This window comes from Flavobacterium panacis (genome assembly GCF_024649945.1).
Lineage (GTDB): Bacteria > Bacteroidota > Bacteroidia > Flavobacteriales > Flavobacteriaceae > Flavobacterium > Flavobacterium panacis.
The window spans coordinates 364,572-381,235 of the sequence record NZ_JANKMS010000003.1 but is presented as its reverse complement, the minus strand read 5'-3'; the positions used below and the strand labels follow the sequence as shown (position 1 = coordinate 381,235).

General features: G+C 33.3%; 15 protein-coding genes. 7 read left to right on the top strand and 8 right to left on the bottom strand.

The window, feature by feature from the left end:
• Positions 1-70: 70 nt before the first annotated feature.
• Positions 71-469 carry an inner membrane protein YiaA gene (gene yiaA, locus NQQ59_RS09815; RefSeq protein WP_144218082.1) on the top strand — a complete coding sequence of 133 codons (399 nt, stop codon included), beginning with the start codon at positions 71-73 and terminating at the stop codon, positions 467-469.
• 74 nt (positions 470-543) lie between these two features.
• On the opposite strand, the gene carB is transcribed toward yiaA, so the two are convergent.
• Positions 544-3,399, bottom strand: a complete 2,856-nt coding sequence (gene carB / locus NQQ59_RS09810) for a carbamoyl-phosphate synthase large subunit (RefSeq protein ID WP_144218080.1) — start codon at positions 3,397-3,399, stop codon at positions 544-546.
• A gap of 147 nt (positions 3,400-3,546) precedes the next feature.
• The gene (rpmH, locus tag NQQ59_RS09805; RefSeq protein WP_008464848.1) at positions 3,547-3,708 is read right to left on the bottom strand and encodes a 50S ribosomal protein L34; all 162 of its coding nucleotides are present in this window, start codon (positions 3,706-3,708) and stop codon (positions 3,547-3,549) included.
• A 169-nt stretch (positions 3,709-3,877) separates the two neighbouring features.
• Between rpmH and NQQ59_RS09800 the strand changes: the two genes are divergently transcribed.
• Entirely contained in the window at positions 3,878-4,393 is a 516-nt protein-coding gene (locus NQQ59_RS09800) for a hypothetical protein (protein ID WP_011921618.1), read from the top strand.
• Positions 4,394-4,658: 265 nt separating this feature from the next.
• Here the strand turns inward: NQQ59_RS09800 and NQQ59_RS09795 are convergent, their stop codons facing one another.
• Complete coding sequence (locus tag NQQ59_RS09795) at positions 4,659-5,315, bottom strand: alpha/beta hydrolase family protein (protein WP_144218078.1); 657 nt, start codon at positions 5,313-5,315, stop codon at positions 4,659-4,661.
• Between the two features lie 290 nt (positions 5,316-5,605).
• Between NQQ59_RS09795 and NQQ59_RS09790 the strand changes: the two genes are divergently transcribed.
• Complete coding sequence (locus NQQ59_RS09790) at positions 5,606-5,908, top strand: GNAT family N-acetyltransferase (RefSeq protein WP_257698183.1); 303 nt, start codon at positions 5,606-5,608, stop codon at positions 5,906-5,908.
• On the opposite strand, the gene NQQ59_RS09785 is transcribed toward NQQ59_RS09790, so the two are convergent.
• The 3 genes from NQQ59_RS09785 to NQQ59_RS09775 all read right to left on the bottom strand — a co-directional run bounded on the left by NQQ59_RS09785 (position 5,905) and on the right by NQQ59_RS09775 (position 10,379).
• Positions 5,905-7,335, bottom strand: a complete 1,431-nt coding sequence (locus NQQ59_RS09785) for an anion permease (RefSeq protein ID WP_144218077.1) — start codon at positions 7,333-7,335, stop codon at positions 5,905-5,907. The two genes, NQQ59_RS09790 and NQQ59_RS09785, sit on opposite strands and share 4 nt — an antisense overlap.
• A 21-nt stretch (positions 7,336-7,356) precedes the next feature.
• Positions 7,357-8,514 (bottom strand): porin, encoded by a 1,158-nt coding sequence (locus tag NQQ59_RS09780; RefSeq protein ID WP_144218075.1) that lies wholly within the window; start codon positions 8,512-8,514, stop codon positions 7,357-7,359.
• Positions 8,515-8,744: 230 nt separating this feature from the next.
• Positions 8,745-10,379 (bottom strand): ABC-F family ATP-binding cassette domain-containing protein, encoded by a 1,635-nt coding sequence (locus NQQ59_RS09775; RefSeq protein ID WP_144218073.1) that lies wholly within the window; start codon positions 10,377-10,379, stop codon positions 8,745-8,747.
• 241 nt (positions 10,380-10,620) lie between these two features.
• Here NQQ59_RS09775 and NQQ59_RS09770 point away from each other — a divergent pair, with 241 nt between their 5' ends.
• The gene (locus tag NQQ59_RS09770) at positions 10,621-11,064 is read left to right on the top strand and encodes a PepSY-like domain-containing protein (protein ID WP_144218071.1); all 444 of its coding nucleotides are present in this window, start codon (positions 10,621-10,623) and stop codon (positions 11,062-11,064) included.
• Positions 11,065-11,349: 285 nt separating this feature from the next.
• On the opposite strand, the gene NQQ59_RS09765 is transcribed toward NQQ59_RS09770, so the two are convergent.
• The gene (locus NQQ59_RS09765; RefSeq protein ID WP_144218069.1) at positions 11,350-12,525 is read right to left on the bottom strand and encodes a GlmU family protein; all 1,176 of its coding nucleotides are present in this window, start codon (positions 12,523-12,525) and stop codon (positions 11,350-11,352) included.
• A gap of 161 nt (positions 12,526-12,686) precedes the next feature.
• The gene (locus tag NQQ59_RS09760; RefSeq protein WP_007804523.1) at positions 12,687-12,941 is read right to left on the bottom strand and encodes a type B 50S ribosomal protein L31; all 255 of its coding nucleotides are present in this window, start codon (positions 12,939-12,941) and stop codon (positions 12,687-12,689) included.
• A 249-nt stretch (positions 12,942-13,190) separates the two neighbouring features.
• On the opposite strand from NQQ59_RS09760, the gene NQQ59_RS09755 reads away from it, so the two are divergent.
• The 3 genes from NQQ59_RS09755 (at position 13,191) to NQQ59_RS09745 (ending at position 16,498) form a co-directional block, all read left to right on the top strand.
• Positions 13,191-13,721 carry a DUF4199 domain-containing protein gene (locus NQQ59_RS09755; protein ID WP_144218066.1) on the top strand — a complete coding sequence of 177 codons (531 nt, stop codon included), beginning with the start codon at positions 13,191-13,193 and terminating at the stop codon, positions 13,719-13,721.
• A gap of 8 nt (positions 13,722-13,729) precedes the next feature.
• A complete protein-coding gene (locus tag NQQ59_RS09750; protein WP_144218064.1) occupies positions 13,730-14,686 on the top strand; it encodes a glycosyltransferase family 2 protein in 957 nt (318 codons plus the stop codon).
• A gap of 84 nt (positions 14,687-14,770) precedes the next feature.
• Positions 14,771-16,498 carry a phospho-sugar mutase gene (locus NQQ59_RS09745; protein WP_144218062.1) on the top strand — a complete coding sequence of 576 codons (1,728 nt, stop codon included), beginning with the start codon at positions 14,771-14,773 and terminating at the stop codon, positions 16,496-16,498.
• Positions 16,499-16,664: the final 166 nt, after the last annotated feature.

Sequence of the window (16,664 nt, the reverse complement as noted above, 5' to 3'; positions counted from 1 at the left end):
ATTTTCCCATTAACTAAAATTAGTTACATTTACGATTCAAATCTCAAAACCTAATTAAACCAGAATTGATATGATACAAAAAACTTCAAATGCCTTTATTGCGGCATCTTGGGTAGCTCTTGGAGCAGGAACAATTGGATTTATTGTCGGACTTGCCAGAGCGGAAATGCTTTTAAATGAAAAAGGATATTATTTTACCGTTTTAATGTTCGGACTTTTCGCTGTAGTTTCATTACAAAAAAGTGTAAGAGACCGTCTTGAAAATCTTCCAGTAACCGATATTTACTACGGAATCTGCTGGTTTGGAACCTTATTATCAATCGTTCTTTTAGTTGTTGGGTTATGGAATGCAACTATTCTTCCAAGTGAAAAAGGTTTCTACGCATTTGCTTTTTTATTAGCTTTATTTGGCGCTATTTCAGTACAGAAAAATACTAGAGATAATATGAATTTCGGTCAAAAGGAATAGATTTAAAATTCATTAAGTTAAAAAAAAAGCTCCAATTTTCATTGGAGCTTTTTCTTTTATAATAGAATCTGAGATTATTTACTCAAATACATTTTTCTTCTAGAGTACAATTCGTAGAATTGATCGTCTTTTAAGTCATCAATAAACAAGATACTTTCTCCTGTTGACTTCATTTCTGGTCCTAACGCTTTGTTTACGTTCGGGAATTTGCTGAAAGAGAAAACTGGTTGTTTGATTGCGTAACCTTTCAATTGTGGGTTAAAATCAAAATCAGTTACTTTATTGTGACCTAACATTACTTTTGTAGCGTAGTTTACGTAAGGTTCTCCATAAGCTTTTGCAATAAACGGAACCGTTCTAGAAGCTCTTGGATTTGCCTCGATAATGTAAACCGTATCGTCTTTAATCGCAAACTGAATATTGATTAATCCAACAGTTTTTAAAGCTCTAGCAATTTTATGTGTATGATCTTTAATTTGCTGCATTACAAATTCTCCTAAGTTGAAAGGAGGCAATGTTGCGTTACTATCTCCAGAGTGAACTCCACAAGGCTCGATGTGCTCCATAATTCCGATGATATAAACATTTCCATCAGCGTCACAGATTGCATCAGCTTCTGCTTCGATTGCTCCAGCTAAGTAGTGATCCAGTAATAATTTGTTTCCTGGAATTGCTTTCAACAAATCGATTACGTGCTCTTCAAGCTCTTTTTTATTGATTACAATTTTCATTCCCTGACCTCCTAATACATAAGAAGGACGAATTAAAAGTGGGAAATCTAAAGTATCTGCTAATTTAGAAGCTTCATCTGCCGTTTCAGCGATTCCGAATCTTGGGAAAGGAATATGTAATTCAGTCAACAAGTCAGAGAAACGTCCTCTGTCTTCTGCTAAATCAAGCGCGTCGAAACTAGTTCCGATGATTTTCACTCCGTATTTAGAAAGTTTATCAGCCAATTTAAGAGCTGTTTGTCCACCTAACTGAACAATTACACCTTCTGGTTTTTCGTGTTGGATGATGTCATAAATATGCTCCCAGAAAACTGGTTCGAAGTATAATTTATCAGCTGTATCGAAATCTGTAGAAACCGTTTCAGGATTACAGTTAATCATGATCGTTTCGTAACCACATTCTTTAGCCGCTAAAACTCCGTGTACACAAGAGTAATCAAACTCGATTCCTTGTCCAATTCTGTTTGGTCCAGAACCTAAAACAATTACTTTCTTTTTCTCTGTAACGATACTTTCGTTGTCTACAAAACGTTCTCCGTTTGCCTTTTCGATTTCAGCTTCAAAAGTTGAATAGTAATATGGAGTTTGTGCTTTAAACTCAGCCGCACAAGTGTCAACTAATTTAAACACACGGTTGATGTTCATGTCTGTACGTAAAGTGTGAACTTCACTTTCTAAACAATTCATCATGTGTGCTAATTGCCTGTCTGCAAAACCTTTTTGTTTCGCTTCTAACAACAATTCTTTAGGAAGATCTGCAACTTTGTAGTTTGAGATTTCTTTTTCTAAAGTATAAAGCTCTTCGTATTGTTTTAAGAACCACATATCGATTTTTGTAATTTCGTGAATTGTACTCAACGGAATTCCCATTGCAATTGCATCGTAAATTACGAAAACACGATCCCAGCTTGCGTGAGTCAGTTTATCGATGATTAATTCGTAATCTTTATATCCTTTTCCGTCAGCTCCTAAACCATTTCTCTTAATCTCTAAAGATTGAGTTGCTTTATGAAGTGCCTCTTGGAAAGAACGTCCGATTCCCATAACCTCACCTACAGATTTCATCTGAAGTCCTAAAGTTCTGTCTGAACCTTCAAATTTATCGAAGTTCCAACGTGGTATTTTTACGATTACGTAATCTAAAGTTGGCTCGAAAAGAGCCGAAGTAGATTTTGTAATTTGATTTTGCAATTCATCTAAGTTATATCCTAAAGCTAATTTAGAAGCAATTTTTGCAATTGGATATCCAGTCGCTTTTGATGCTAAAGCAGAAGAACGAGATACACGAGGATTGATTTCGATTGCTACGATATCTTCTTTTTCGTCTGGCGAAACTGCGAACTGTACGTTACATCCTCCCGCAAAGTTTCCGATACTTCTCATCATTAAGATAGCATAGTCACGTAATTTTTGGAAAGTTGTATCTGATAATGTCATCGCTGGCGCTACTGTAATCGAATCTCCAGTGTGGATTCCCATTGGGTCCATGTTTTCGATTGAACAGATAATTACAACGTTGTCATTTTTATCTCTTAAAAGCTCTAATTCGTACTCTTTCCATCCCATCAAAGCTTTGTCGATCAAAACTTCGTGAATTGGAGAAGCTTCAAGTCCGCGAGTTAAAAGCTCATCAAAATCTTCTTTTTTGTAAACTACTGCTGCTCCAGTTCCTCCAAGTGTAAACGAAGGACGAATTACAAGTGGGAAACCAAACTCCTGAGCTATTTCTTTTCCTTCTAAGTAAGAAGTAGCTGTTTTTGCTGGTGCAGTTGGTACATTTATTCTTTCTAAAAGCTGTTTAAATTGCTCTCTATCTTCCGTAATATTAATTGCGTTTACATCAACACCGATTAATCTTACTCCGAAATCCTGCCAGATTCCTTTTTCCTCAGCTTCCAAACACAAGTTTAAGGCTGTTTGTCCTCCCATTGTTGGTAAAACAGCATCAATTTGCGGATGTTCCTTAAGAATTTCAATAATCGATTTTGTAGTTAATGGTTTCAAATAAATATGATCGGCCATAGATGGGTCGGTCATAATTGTCGCTGGATTGGAGTTAATCAAGATAACTTCAATTCCTTCTTCACGAATAGAACGAGCAGATTGAGAACCTGCATAGTCGAATTCGCAAGCTTGACCAATAACAATAGGTCCTGAACCTATTATTAAAACGGATTTAATTGATGTGTCTTTAGGCATTTTTTATGTATTGTGTAGTTATATAAAGTACTTAAAAAAACTTTTCTAGTGTGCTATAAACTAGAAAGTTGAGAAAATTTTTACCGACAAGGTATAAAAAAAGGCGATACTAAAAAAGTAATCGCCTTATGTATGTTTATACAAACATTATTTTTTGTGTCTAGGCTCGCTAGAAACAGTTAATTTATGTCTTCCTTTTGCTCTTCTACGCGCTAGAACTTTTCTTCCATTCGCAGAAGCCATTCTGTCCATAAATCCGTGCTTATTTCTTCTTTTTCTTTTCGATGGTTGAAATGTTCTTTTGCTCATTGCTTTGTATCTTTAAAAATGGTATCTATTAACTCGTTGTTTTGGTTTTGGATATCGTTATTCAAAAACCGAGTGCAAATATACAAAGACTTTTTTTTCTGGCAAGCACTTTTATAAAAATATTTTTAATTCCTTTTACTATCTTTGCAATCACAAATTTACAACAATTATGTTTCACAAGAATATTAAACTTATTTTGGCCGGACTTCTAGTAGTAGCGGGCATTTGGCAATTTACAGAAAGTAATATCGGAAATGGAATTTTTCTTATTTTATTAACTGCAATTCCAATTTTTCTTTATTTCAAAAACGAATTTATCCTTTTAGCTTTCCTAAAATTAAGAAAACAAGACTTTGAAGGCGCTAATAAATGGTTATCATATATTAAAAATCCTGAAGGTGCATTAGTAAGAAAACAACAAGGATACTTAAATTATTTACAAGGTATTATGTTGTCTCAAACGAATATCAACCAAGCTGAGAAACATTTCAAAAAAGCAATCGAACTTGGATTATCAATGGATATGGATTTAGCTGTAGCGAAATTAAACCTTGCAGGAGTTGCCATGTCACGTAGAAGAAAACTGGAAGCGACTAATTTGTTAAATGAAGCTAAGAAATTAGACAAACAAGGAATGCTGAAAGAGCAAATCTCTATGATGAAAGAGCAAATGAAGAAAATCTAAATTTTCTTTAAATTACAATATTAGAAATCCCAAATTCCAAAAAGAGTTTGGGATTTTTTTATCATTGCGTACCCAAGGTTGAAACCTTGGGCTATGTTTTTAAATATTGGGAGTTAAAATCTTTGTCGAATTACTAGTGTGATCCTTCCTTCGTCAGGATGACAAACTTTGGGGTTACTTTATCCGAATCTTTCAAAATTTTAAAACTTTGACAAAGATCTAAAAACTAACAATTGGAATTTGGAATTTGATTTTTTTTGGAATTTTACTCCAATATAATAGAAGGCAGATTCTCATTCAGCCATTTATATTTATTTAAGATCATAATATGCGTTCCTCCTTTTACTATAATACATTTATCAATGTACTTAATAGGAAAAACATCATCTTGATCTCCGTGAATATGTATTACGTTTTCATCGATTTGATTTCTGTCCCATAATATTACATTTTCTACCGCCCATTGCAGATAACCTAAATCACGAACAGCTAAAAACTTTTCATATAGCTTAATTCTTTTGTTGACTTTTTCACCAAATGAAAATTTAGCCAATTTCTCTACATTTAAAATCAACTGCATCGGGATTAATTTGTAAGCTTTTGTTGTCTTCCCTATTTTCATCCTTCTAGGAAATTCGACATTACTTCTAACACTCGATATAATAATGATTTTCCTCGCTTTGATATGTTTAGAAATTTCCTGAACCAAGATTCCTCCAAAAGAAACTCCTATTAAAACAGGATTTTCATGTTTTATATTTTTACTAATTCGAAGCGCGTAATCTGACAAAGATTCTTTTGGGCTTGGAATTTCCCATTCCAAAAGATGCATTTCAAAAGCATTTTCATCCAATTTAATTCTTTCAAAAATAGATGAACTTGCCGCCAGACCCGGCATAAAATAAACTGGAATTTTACTCATAACATTAAAATGAAATTACCACTAGGACATTTATTCGAAAAAATAAAGTTACCTTTTTTAACAGGATGACAATCAAAATTTAAGCCTAATTATCATTAAAATTCAAAAAAATCAAATTTCAAAACGACATCCCAAGATTTACAACTTTAAAAAATAATTTAATATTGAAAATCAAATGATTACCTTTGCATTCGAAATATTTCTTGAAACAAAACCTTATAAAGAATTTTCTTTCATAAATATTTTGGATCCCAAATTCACTATTTACCGTAACCTAACAAGAAATTACTATGGAAACTTTTGTAACTATGGAAATCAAAGACAACACTTTTGCACGCCAATTTGAAACTGTCGTACCTGAAGGAATGCTGGCAGTTGAATATTCATTTCAAGAAAAAAAAATCTTCTTAACCAAGATCAATACACCGGACTCTTACGAAAATGAAGAAGCCATAAATGCTTTACTTAAAAACGTATTGGATTTAAGTTCTGAAAAAAATTACAGAGTTGTTCCAATTCACCCAAAGATTGTTTCATTCTTCAAAAAAAATCCTAGATACAAAGAATTACTTCCTCCAGGAATAAGAATCTAAAAATCACCAATAATTCGGAGCCACAATCCTCCAATTACCATATAAATCAAGAGCATAACCAAACCTGTCACCAGTCCTTTGATCCACCAGCTCTTTAAATCTACGTAGCCGCTCCCGAAAAATACGGGTGCCGGACCGTGACCATAATGCGTTAAAGTTCCGTAAAGCGAACCTATAAATCCGAGCATAAAAGCCAGTAACAATCCTGGAATTCCAAGTGAAATTCCTACTCCAAGCAAAGCCGCATACATTGCTGCCACGTGTGCTGTTGCACTTGCAAAAAGATAATGGCTGAAAAAATACACTAAAACTATAATCGGAAAAGCCATTTGCCAACTTAATCCACCAATTTGAGTTTTTACCAAATCACTAAACCATGCTATAAAACCAAGTTCGTTTAGTGAACTCGCCATCATCACCAGCACCGAAAACCATACAATGGTATCCCAAGCTCCTTTTTCAGCTTTGACATCATCCCAAGTTAAAACAGACGTTAGAAGCAAAATTACTAAACCAATAAAAGCGGTTGTTGTAGCATCAATAGAAAACAGATCGCCTGTCATCCATAGAAACAGAAGAATAAAAAAAGTTAAAAGCATCATCCATTCATTTCTCGTTACTGCTCCCATTTCTTTTAATTTTTGAGCCGCAATTTGCGGAGCATCACCTGTTTTCTTTAATTCTGGCGGATAAATTTTGTACAGCACAAAAGGAATCACAAAAAAAGCACACAGACCAGGAACAATTGCTGCCGCCGCCCAAGACATCCAGGTAATCTTAATTCCCAAATTAAGAGCAAACTTTTGACACATTGGATTACTGGCAGTCCCCGTCAAAAACATAGAAGACGCAATCAAATTCATATTATAACTATTTAAAGTCAAATACGAACCTAATTTTCGATGGGTTTCAGACTGATCTGGCATTGAACCAAAACTCATTGACATTGATTTCATAATAGGATAAATAATTCCACCACCTCTAGCCGTATTACTTGGAACGGCTGGCGCTAAAACCAAATCGGCCAATCCTAAACCATAAGCCAATCCTAACGAACTTTTTCCGAATATTCTAATAAACAAAAAAGCTATCCTATTTCCTAAACCTGTTTTAATAAATCCTCTTGCTATAAAAAACGAAATTCCGATCAACCAAATTACTTTATCTCCAAAACCTTTTAACGCCAACGTAATTGATTTCCCTGGATCTCCGGGAGCCAAAACTTGAGACATCGCCGTTAAAGCAACTGCAATCATACACATGGTTCCCATTGGTGCTGCTTTCAGGATAATTCCTAAAATTGTAGCGACGAAAATGGCAAAAAGATGCCACGCTTCTATTTTAACACCATCTGGTGCAGGAATAAACCAAATTGCGATTCCAATTATTAATGTTATTAAAGTCTGAGGGATTTTTACTTCTTTCATAAAAAACAAAATTTAAGTGAATTATAATCGGAGCTGCAATTGTATTATAAACAAATCGTCGTTGTAGGTTGACGTATTAGGAACATTCCTATCAAATCTATCAATTTCAAATCCCATCTCGATTCGGCCTAAATAAGCTTTTCCAAATTCTAAACTTATCATTGGCGTATAAGTCTGCCTCACGTTTGAATCAACTTTGTAACTTGGATCAAAAGTTTCATAGCGACAGGACAATTCTAAAGCCGTTAATTTTTTATAATTCACCACATAACGCAGATTTGGTAAAAAATAAATTCCGCGCATTTGATAATTAGACACATCTCCTACTCTGTTTTCAGCAGGAAGTGAGAAATACAAATTATGATTGGTACCTTGTTTATACTCTATTTGAAGATCAAAAGCAAAACGATCTGTCAGTTTAAAATCACTGGTAATATCAGCTCCTATTGCAAAAACATTTTCTTTAAATACTTTTCCGAAACCACCGTTTAAACCCAGATTTATTTTATGTTCTTTGGACAATTCAAAAACCCATCTTGTAGAATATTGTTTTCCGTTGTCTTTATCCATTTCGACATTTTTCCCATTTCCATTTAAAACAGAAACAGCATAATTGACCGGAATTTTTCCAATATCAAAAGCTCCAGTTGCCGAAGCTCCAATTTGAAAACTGGTCCAGCCATTTTTCCCAAATTCATAATATTGATTCGAGAAATCAAAAGATTTAATGATATCAACCGGAACAAGCTCTTCTATACCAAATGCGGGACGAAATTGACCTCCTGTTAAAGCAATGTATTTATTAAAAGTATATTTTCCGTAGGCATTTTCAAGAACTTTTCCTTTGGTATCCGATTTAAAATCGGCTAAGTTGACTAAGATTACAACTTCTGTAGCTTCACTTAATTTGGTATTTAAACCTACACGCATTCTTTTAATATCGAAAGATTGCTGTGTAACATCTCCAGTAGCATGATGAGCTCCTAAAACATCAACATTATCTCCGAAACTTTCGAGATATCGTGCCTGTAAAAGACCTTTAAGCTGATATTGCGGATATTTTACTTCGCTTTCTGTTTTTTCCGTTTTTTCACCTTCGTTTACATCACCTTGAGCATGCAAACAGAATGGCATTATAGAAAATAAAAAAACAAGTGGAACTAGTAGAATTTTACTCATAGACTTCAAATAAATAAATTATCAATTTTTCTATAACCGAATTCAAAATATTGCTCTACCGTTTATCAAGAGCCAAATATTTCTAGTTAACACGAAATGGGAGTACTAAAATAGCAAAAAAATATATTTATTGTAAAAAAAATTGCATTAAAATAGTGTTATCAATCTGTTGAAAACAAAAAAAGGGACAAGAATCAACTTGTCCCTTTTTAAGTATTTTATCTAAAAAACTATTTTTCTATTTCTCGCATAGAATCCATTTTCTTGTGCGCAAGGAAACCTGCAACATCTTCAAAATGCTCTTTCACTCTTTTGTTTCCAAATTCAAAAACTTTAGTCGCTAATCCATCAAGGAAATCACGGTCGTGAGAAACCAAGATCAAAGTTCCGTCGAAATCACGTAAAGCATCTTTAATGATATCTTTAGTTTTCATATCTAAGTGATTCGAAGGCTCATCTAGAATCAACAAGTTAACTGGCTCCAATAACAATTTAATCATTGCCAAACGAGTTTTCTCTCCTCCAGAAAGCACTTTTACTTTCTTGGTAATATCATCACCTTGGAACATAAATGCACCTAAAATATTTTTAATCTGCGTTCTAATATCTCCAACTGCAATACTGTCAATTGTCTCAAAAATTGTTGCATTTTCATCTAATAATGCTGCTTGATTTTGAGCAAAATATCCGATTTGCGCATTGTGACCAATTTCAACACTTCCAGAATCAACACCAATTTCTTTCATGATCGCTTTAATCATAGTTGATTTTCCTTCACCATTCTTTCCAACAAAAGCTACTTTCTGACCACGTTCGATTACAATGTTTGCATCTTTAAAAACTACGTGATCTCCGTAAGCTTTAGACATTTCTTTTACAATAACAGGATATTGACCAGAACGTGCTGCTGGCGGGAATTTTAATCGTAAAGCAGAAGTATCTACTTCATCAACTTGAACAATTTCTAATTTTTCCAACATTTTCACACGAGATTGAACAGCATCTGTTTTAGAAAAAGTCCCTTTGAAACGCTCAATAAAAGCACGATTTTCAGCAATCATTTTTTGCTGTTCGTCATACGCTTTTTGTTGGTGAATTCTACGATCTTTTCTTAATTCTAAATAATGCGTATATTTTGCTTTATAATCATAGATTCTTCCCATTGTAACTTCGATAGTTCTGTTTGTAATATTATCTACAAACGCTCTATCGTGAGAGATTACTACAACGGCTTTTGCCTGATTCAACAAGAAATCTTCTAACCACTGAATACTTTCAATATCCATGTGGTTGGTAGGCTCATCCAGCAAAATCAAATCTGGTTTTCTCAAAAGAATTTTAGCCAATTCGATACGCATTCTCCATCCTCCAGAAAACTCAGAAGTCTGACGTGTAAAATCTTCTCTTTCGAATCCTAAACCAACTAATATTTTTTCTACCTCAGCTTCATAATTCACTTCTTCGATTGCATAAAATTTTTCGCTTAAGTCAGAAACTCTTTCGATTAATTTCATGTATTCGTCACTTTCATAATCGGTACGAACAGTCAATTGCTCATTGATTTCGTCGATTTCAGATTTCATTTTAAAAATCTCACTGAATGCTTTTGACGCTTCTTCCATTACAGTTGCTCCATCTTCTGTAAGCAAATGCTGTGGCAAATAAGCAACAACAGCTTCTTTTGGAGCAGAAATACTTCCGGTTGAAGGTTTATTTACACCAGCAATTATTTTTAAAAGTGTAGATTTTCCCGCACCATTTTTACCCATAAGGGCAATTTTATCATTTTCATTAATAGCAAAAGAAACATCGCTAAAAAGTGTAGTTCCGCCAAACTGAACCGAAATATCGTTAACTGTAATCATTTGTTTTCTGTGAATTTATTGAATCGGTTAATCATTTGTTTGATCAGCCGTTTTTTCGTGGTGCAAAGATAGATTAATTAGATAATTAGGCAATTTGAAAATTAGATAATTTTGGAAATGTGTCAATTAGACAATTCACTAGTTAATAACACTTTAATTCTGATGAATGAAACTCAATCGTTTTTTAAAATTTCAAAAATTTAATCTTACCTTGTAGTGTAATTTTAAAAATCAGCAAAATATGAAAACGAAATTAAAACTGACCGTTTACTTAATTGCAGGGTTACTATTTGGACTTTCTGCAAATGCTCAAAAAACTGTAATTAAAAAAGAGGCTTTACCTGCAAATGCTCAAACTTTTTTAAAAACACATTTTGGATCAAAAAAACCGAACTATATACTAGAAGACAAAGAAATTCTTTCGACAGAATACAAAGTTAAATTTGACAACGAAATTGAAATCGAATTTGACAAAAAAGGAAATTGGAAAGAAGTTGATGGCCAAAACTCCAAAATTCCAAAATCGATCGTTCCTAAAAAAATCGCTTCTTACATCAAAACTAATTTCCCAAAAGAAAAAGTAACCAAAATAGAAATCGGAACTTCTGGTTACGAAACAAAACTTACTAATGGCTTAGAATTGAAATTCAATCTAAAAGAAGATTTCACTAAGGTTAGTAAATAAATGAGATAATTAGAAAATTAGTCAATTAGAAAATGCTCAAAAAACCTTAGATAAAAACAAAACCCGACAGGTTTTTGAAACCTGTCGGGTTTTCTATGCGAAAATTTTAGCCACAGATTACAGGATTTTCATTGATTTTTTTCTAAATATGATTTAAAAAAATCCTTTTTAATCATATAATCTGTGGCAGAAAAAAAAAAACAAAAACAAAACCCGAAAGACAAAAGTCTATCGGGTTTGAAAAATTATCTAATTGACTAATTTTCTAATTATCTCATTAAAAACTTAATCTTTTCTCCACTTTTTAGTTTCTTCGAAAATGTGTTCTAAGATTGCCTGTTCCGTTGCATCAAAATCGATATTTCTTCTTGACAAAACTAAACGCGCTGTTTCAAAAGCTTTTTTAGTCACATAAGTTGTAAATCCGGCTGCGCCTCCCCATGAAAAACTTGGCACAAAATTACGAGGAAAACCTGATCCAAAAATATTGGCACTTACTCCAACAACAGTTCCGGTATTAAACATAGTATTGATTCCACATTTACTGTGATCTCCCATCATTAAACCACAAAACTGAAGTCCAGTTTTAGCAAAACCTTCTGTTTCGTAGCTCCATAATTTCACTTCTTCGTAATTATTTTTTAGGTTTGAATTATTAGAATCTGCACCAATGTTACACCATTCGCCCAGAACAGAATCGCCTAAAAACCCTTCATGTCCTTTATTTGAATTTGCAAAAAGAACAGAGTTTTTAACCTCACCTCCTATTCTAGATCCAGGTCCAACCGTTGTTGCACCGTAAACCTTAGCCGACATTTTTACCATTGCATTTTCACATAATGCAAAAGGTCCGCGAATTACGGTTCCTTCCATAATCTCGGTATTCTTACCTATATATATAGGTCCGTTTGAAGCATTTAAAGTCACAAACTCTAACTTTGCCCCTTCTTCAATAAAGATATTTTCAGGAGCAATTACATTTACACTTTTCGGAATGGGCTGTGATTTTCGATCTTCAGTCAAATAATTAAAATCCTGACGAATTGCGGCATCATTTTTAGAGAAAATATCCCAAGTATGCTCTATCGTTATACAGTCATCATTGTACTGAATAATTTCATAAGAATCAAAATCGACTTCCTCCTGATTTTCGCTTGCAAAAAATGCAATCACATCTTCACCTTTAAATATAGCTTGATTTTCGGATAAATTAGAAACCATCTCTGCCAGCGCATCATTTGGCAAATACGCTGCATTGATCATTACGTTTTCTTCCATTTCAACCATCGGAAATTTTTCAGACAAATATTCTTCGGTTATGGTTGTAATCGTAGATCCCAGACGTTTTTCCCATTTTTGGCGAATCGTCATAATTCCAACCAAAATATCGGCAACTGGTCGCGTAAAAGTAAAGGGCAATAAAGCATTCCGAACGGGGCCGTCGAAAAGAATGTAGTTCATAAATAATTGAGTGTTTGTTAAAATATTGATTTGGTTACCTGCCCCAAAGTTACAAATATTTTGCTGGTTTCATTAAAAAGCACTTTAACGAAAAGTAATATTTAACGCATAAAAAAAGCCTTTCAGAGATTGAAAGGCTTTTGTATAATTTAAAACAGCTATTATTTTTTAGCGTGTTTAGCATATTTAGTTTTGAATTTATCAATACGTCCTGCAGTATCGATAAGTTTAGATTTACCAGTATAAAAAGGGTGAGATGTTCTAGAAATCTCCATTTTTACAACTGGATACTCAACTCCGTCAACTTCAATTGTTTCTTTTGTATCTGCAGTAGATTTAGTGATAAAAACGTCATCATTAGACATGTCTTTAAATGCAACTAATCTGTAATTTTCTGGGTGAACTCCTTTTTTCATCTTTTCTTTTATTTATTGTTTTAGAGTATTTTTATTTTGAAGCTTTTCCTTGATTTTGAAAAGGTGTAAACAATACTACTCTTTTTTGTTTAAAAATTTAATTATTTTTGAGTGTGCAAATTTACAATTCTTTTTTAATAAACAAATACTTAGCTCACTTTTTTTTAGTTTATTTCGAAAAGCTTTTTTTATCTCCGATTATAGTATGAATTACTATATTTGTGGATTAATTTTAAAACCTATAGAAATATGATTAATGAAGTTATAAAAAAGAATGGAATTACTTATGGAATCGCTTTAGGAGTTATTCTTTCATTGATTACAGCAACTATGTATGCTATAGATCTTAAATTATTTGTTTCAGGCTGGATTGGTGGCCTTACTTTTGTTATTTATTTAGTATTCGGAATCGTTTTACTAACCAAAACAAGAAAAGACATTAATGGCTTTTTCTCTTTCAAAGATGCCTTTACGACCTTTTTTATAACTACCATAATTGCTCTTGCAATTTCTTCACTGTTCAGCATTTTATTATTTAATGTAATTGACCCAGAAGCAAAAAACACTTTAAGTGAATTACTGGTTAAATATATGGCCGAAACATTACAAAAATTCGGAACTCCTGCTTCTGCAATAAACGAAGCATTAACTAAAATGAGAGAAAACAATCCTTTTTCGACAATAGAACAAATAAAAGCTTTGGCTTTTAGTATTGTCGGTTATTCTATATTAGGATTAATTCTGGCTGCATTTTTTAAAAGCAAATCTACACAAGAATAAAAATATAAATGAATTTATCTATACTTATACCGCTTCTAAACGAGGAGGAATCACTTCAAGAACTCTATGCATGGATCATTAAAGTGATGCAATCTAATAATTACTCTTATGAAATCATTTTTGTAGATGATGGTAGTACAGATAATTCTTGGCAGATTATTGAAGGTTTTTCTAATGAAAATCCGAATGTAAAAGGCATTCGTTTCATGAAAAACTTTGGAAAATCTCAGGCTTTGCATGCTGGTTTCGCAAAAGCAAAAGGCGACGTTATTATTACAATGGATGCCGATTTACAAGACAGTCCTGACGAAATTCCGGAATTATACGAAATGATTACAGCTCAGAAATACGATTTGGTTTCTGGCTGGAAAAAGAAACGTTACGATTCTGTTGTCGCCAAAAATCTTCCTTCAAAATTATTTAACTGGGCCGCTAGAAAAACTTCTGGCGTTGAGCTAAACGATTTCAACTGTGGATTAAAAGCCTACAAAAATGTTGTGGTAAAAAACATTGAAGTTTCTGGTGAGATGCACCGTTATATTCCTGTTTTAGCTAAAAATGCTGGTTTTGGAAAAATTGGCGAAAAAGTGGTTATTCACCAAGCCAGAAAATATGGAGAGACTAAATTCGGAATGGAGCGTTTTATTAACGGATTCTTGGATTTAATTACCATCTGGTTTTTATCGCGTTTTGGAAAAAGACCAATGCACCTTTTTGGAGCAATGGGTTCCATCATGTTCATCATCGGATTTTTGTCAGCAGGATATATTGGAGTTTCAAAACTATACCATATGTATAACGGAATGAAATATTCTTTGGTTACCAACAACCCTTGGTTTTACATAGCATTGACAACAATGATTTTAGGAACGCAGCTTTTCTTGGCTGGATTTTTAGGTGAAATTATTTTAAGAACCAAAAACAACGAAGAACGATACAAAGTAGCACGAGAAGTGAATTTTTGACACAAATCAGGAAAAAAAAATCTTTTTGAGTCAAGTTAAACTTTCTTGAAAAACTATCTTTATCAAAACATAAAAACAGTAAACATGAACATAGCACCTAATATTTTAAGCGCTGTAAACGAATGGCTGACACCTACTTTCGATCAGGAAACACAGGCTGCAGTTAAAGAATTAATGACCACTTCTCCAAAAGAACTTGAAGAAAGTTTTTATAAAAACCTAGAATTTGGAACCGGAGGTATGAGAGGTGTTATGGGCGTTGGAAATAACAGAATCAACAAATATACACTTGGAAAAAACACTCAGGGATTATCTGATTATTTACACGAAGTTTTCCCTAACGAAACCCTAAAAGTTGCTATTGCTTACGATTGTCGCCATAACAGCAACACCTTAGCAAAAGTAGTTGCTGATGTTTTCTCTGCTAACGGAATTCAGGTTTATTTGTTTTCTGACTTAAGACCTACTCCAGAATTATCATTTGCTCTTAAATATTTAAAATGCCAATGTGGAATTGTTTTAACAGCTTCACACAATCCACCAGAATATAACGGATACAAAGTATACTGGCAAGATGGTGGACAAATTGTTCCTCCACAAGACAAAGCAATTGTCAATGTAATTGAAAACTTAACTTATGATAAAATTAAGTTCAATGCTAACGAAAGTTTGATTCAGTATATTGATACCGAAATCGACAAAGCCTTTATAAATTCGTCAATCGAAAACGCAAGTTTTAACACTCCAGCTGAAGCAAAAGACAATCTTCATATTGTTTTCACTTCATTACATGGAACTTCTATAAAATCTATTCCAGACGTTTTATCACAAGCAGGCTACAAGAATGTTCATATCGTACCTGAACAGGCAATTCCAGATGGAGATTTCCCAACAGTAAAATCTCCAAACCCAGAAGAACCTGAAGCTTTAACTATGGCTTTAGCTTTAGCTGACAAAACCAATTCAGATATTGTAGTTGGAACAGATCCCGATTGTGATCGTTTAGGCGTTGCTGTTCGTAATAACGACGGCAAAATGATTTTACTAAACGGAAACCAAACAATGGTTTTAATGACTTCTTTCTTATTGAAACAATGGAAAAAAGCAGGTAAACTTAACGGAAAACAATTTGTTGGCTCAACTATCGTTTCGACTCCAATGATGATGGAATTAGCATCAAGTTATGGAGTTGAATGCAAAGTTGGCTTAACTGGTTTCAAATGGATCGCAAAAATGATCGTAGATTTTCCTGAACTTCAATTTATCGGAGGTGGTGAAGAAAGTTTCGGATTTATGGTTGGCGACGCTGTTAGAGACAAAGATGCTGTTGCAGCTACCTTATTAATCTGTGAAGTTGCAGCTCAAGCAAAAGCAGCTGGAAGCTCAGTTTACAAAGAACTTTTACAACTATATGTTGAAAATGGTTTCTACAAAGAATTCTTAGTTTCTTTAACTAAAAAAGGAATGGAAGGATTAGAAGAAATTAATCAGATGATGGTTAATTTACGTCAAAATCCTTTGAAAGAAATCAATGGACAAAGAGTAGTTATGGTTGAAGATTATCAATCATCGACAGCTTTGAATTTATTGACGAATGAAGAATCTCCGATTGATATGCCAAAATCTAATGTATTGATTTATTATACAGAAGACGGTTCAAAAATCTGTGCAAGACCAAGCGGAACTGAACCAAAAATTAAATTCTATATCAGTGTAAATGCTGAAATCGAATCAGTTTTAGATTTTGATGACGCAGAAAAATTCTTAGATCAAAAGATAGAAAATATCATTGCAGATATGAAATTGAAATAAATCTTCAATACATTTTCAATTATACACATAACATGTAAACAATTGAAAAACTCGATTATAACGAACTCTGATTTACATTCTTGAAATGCAAGTCAGAGTTTTTTTTATAAAAAAAACTAAAAAGGAATTGAAAACACCTTAATTGGATTAATTTTGTGCAGTAAAA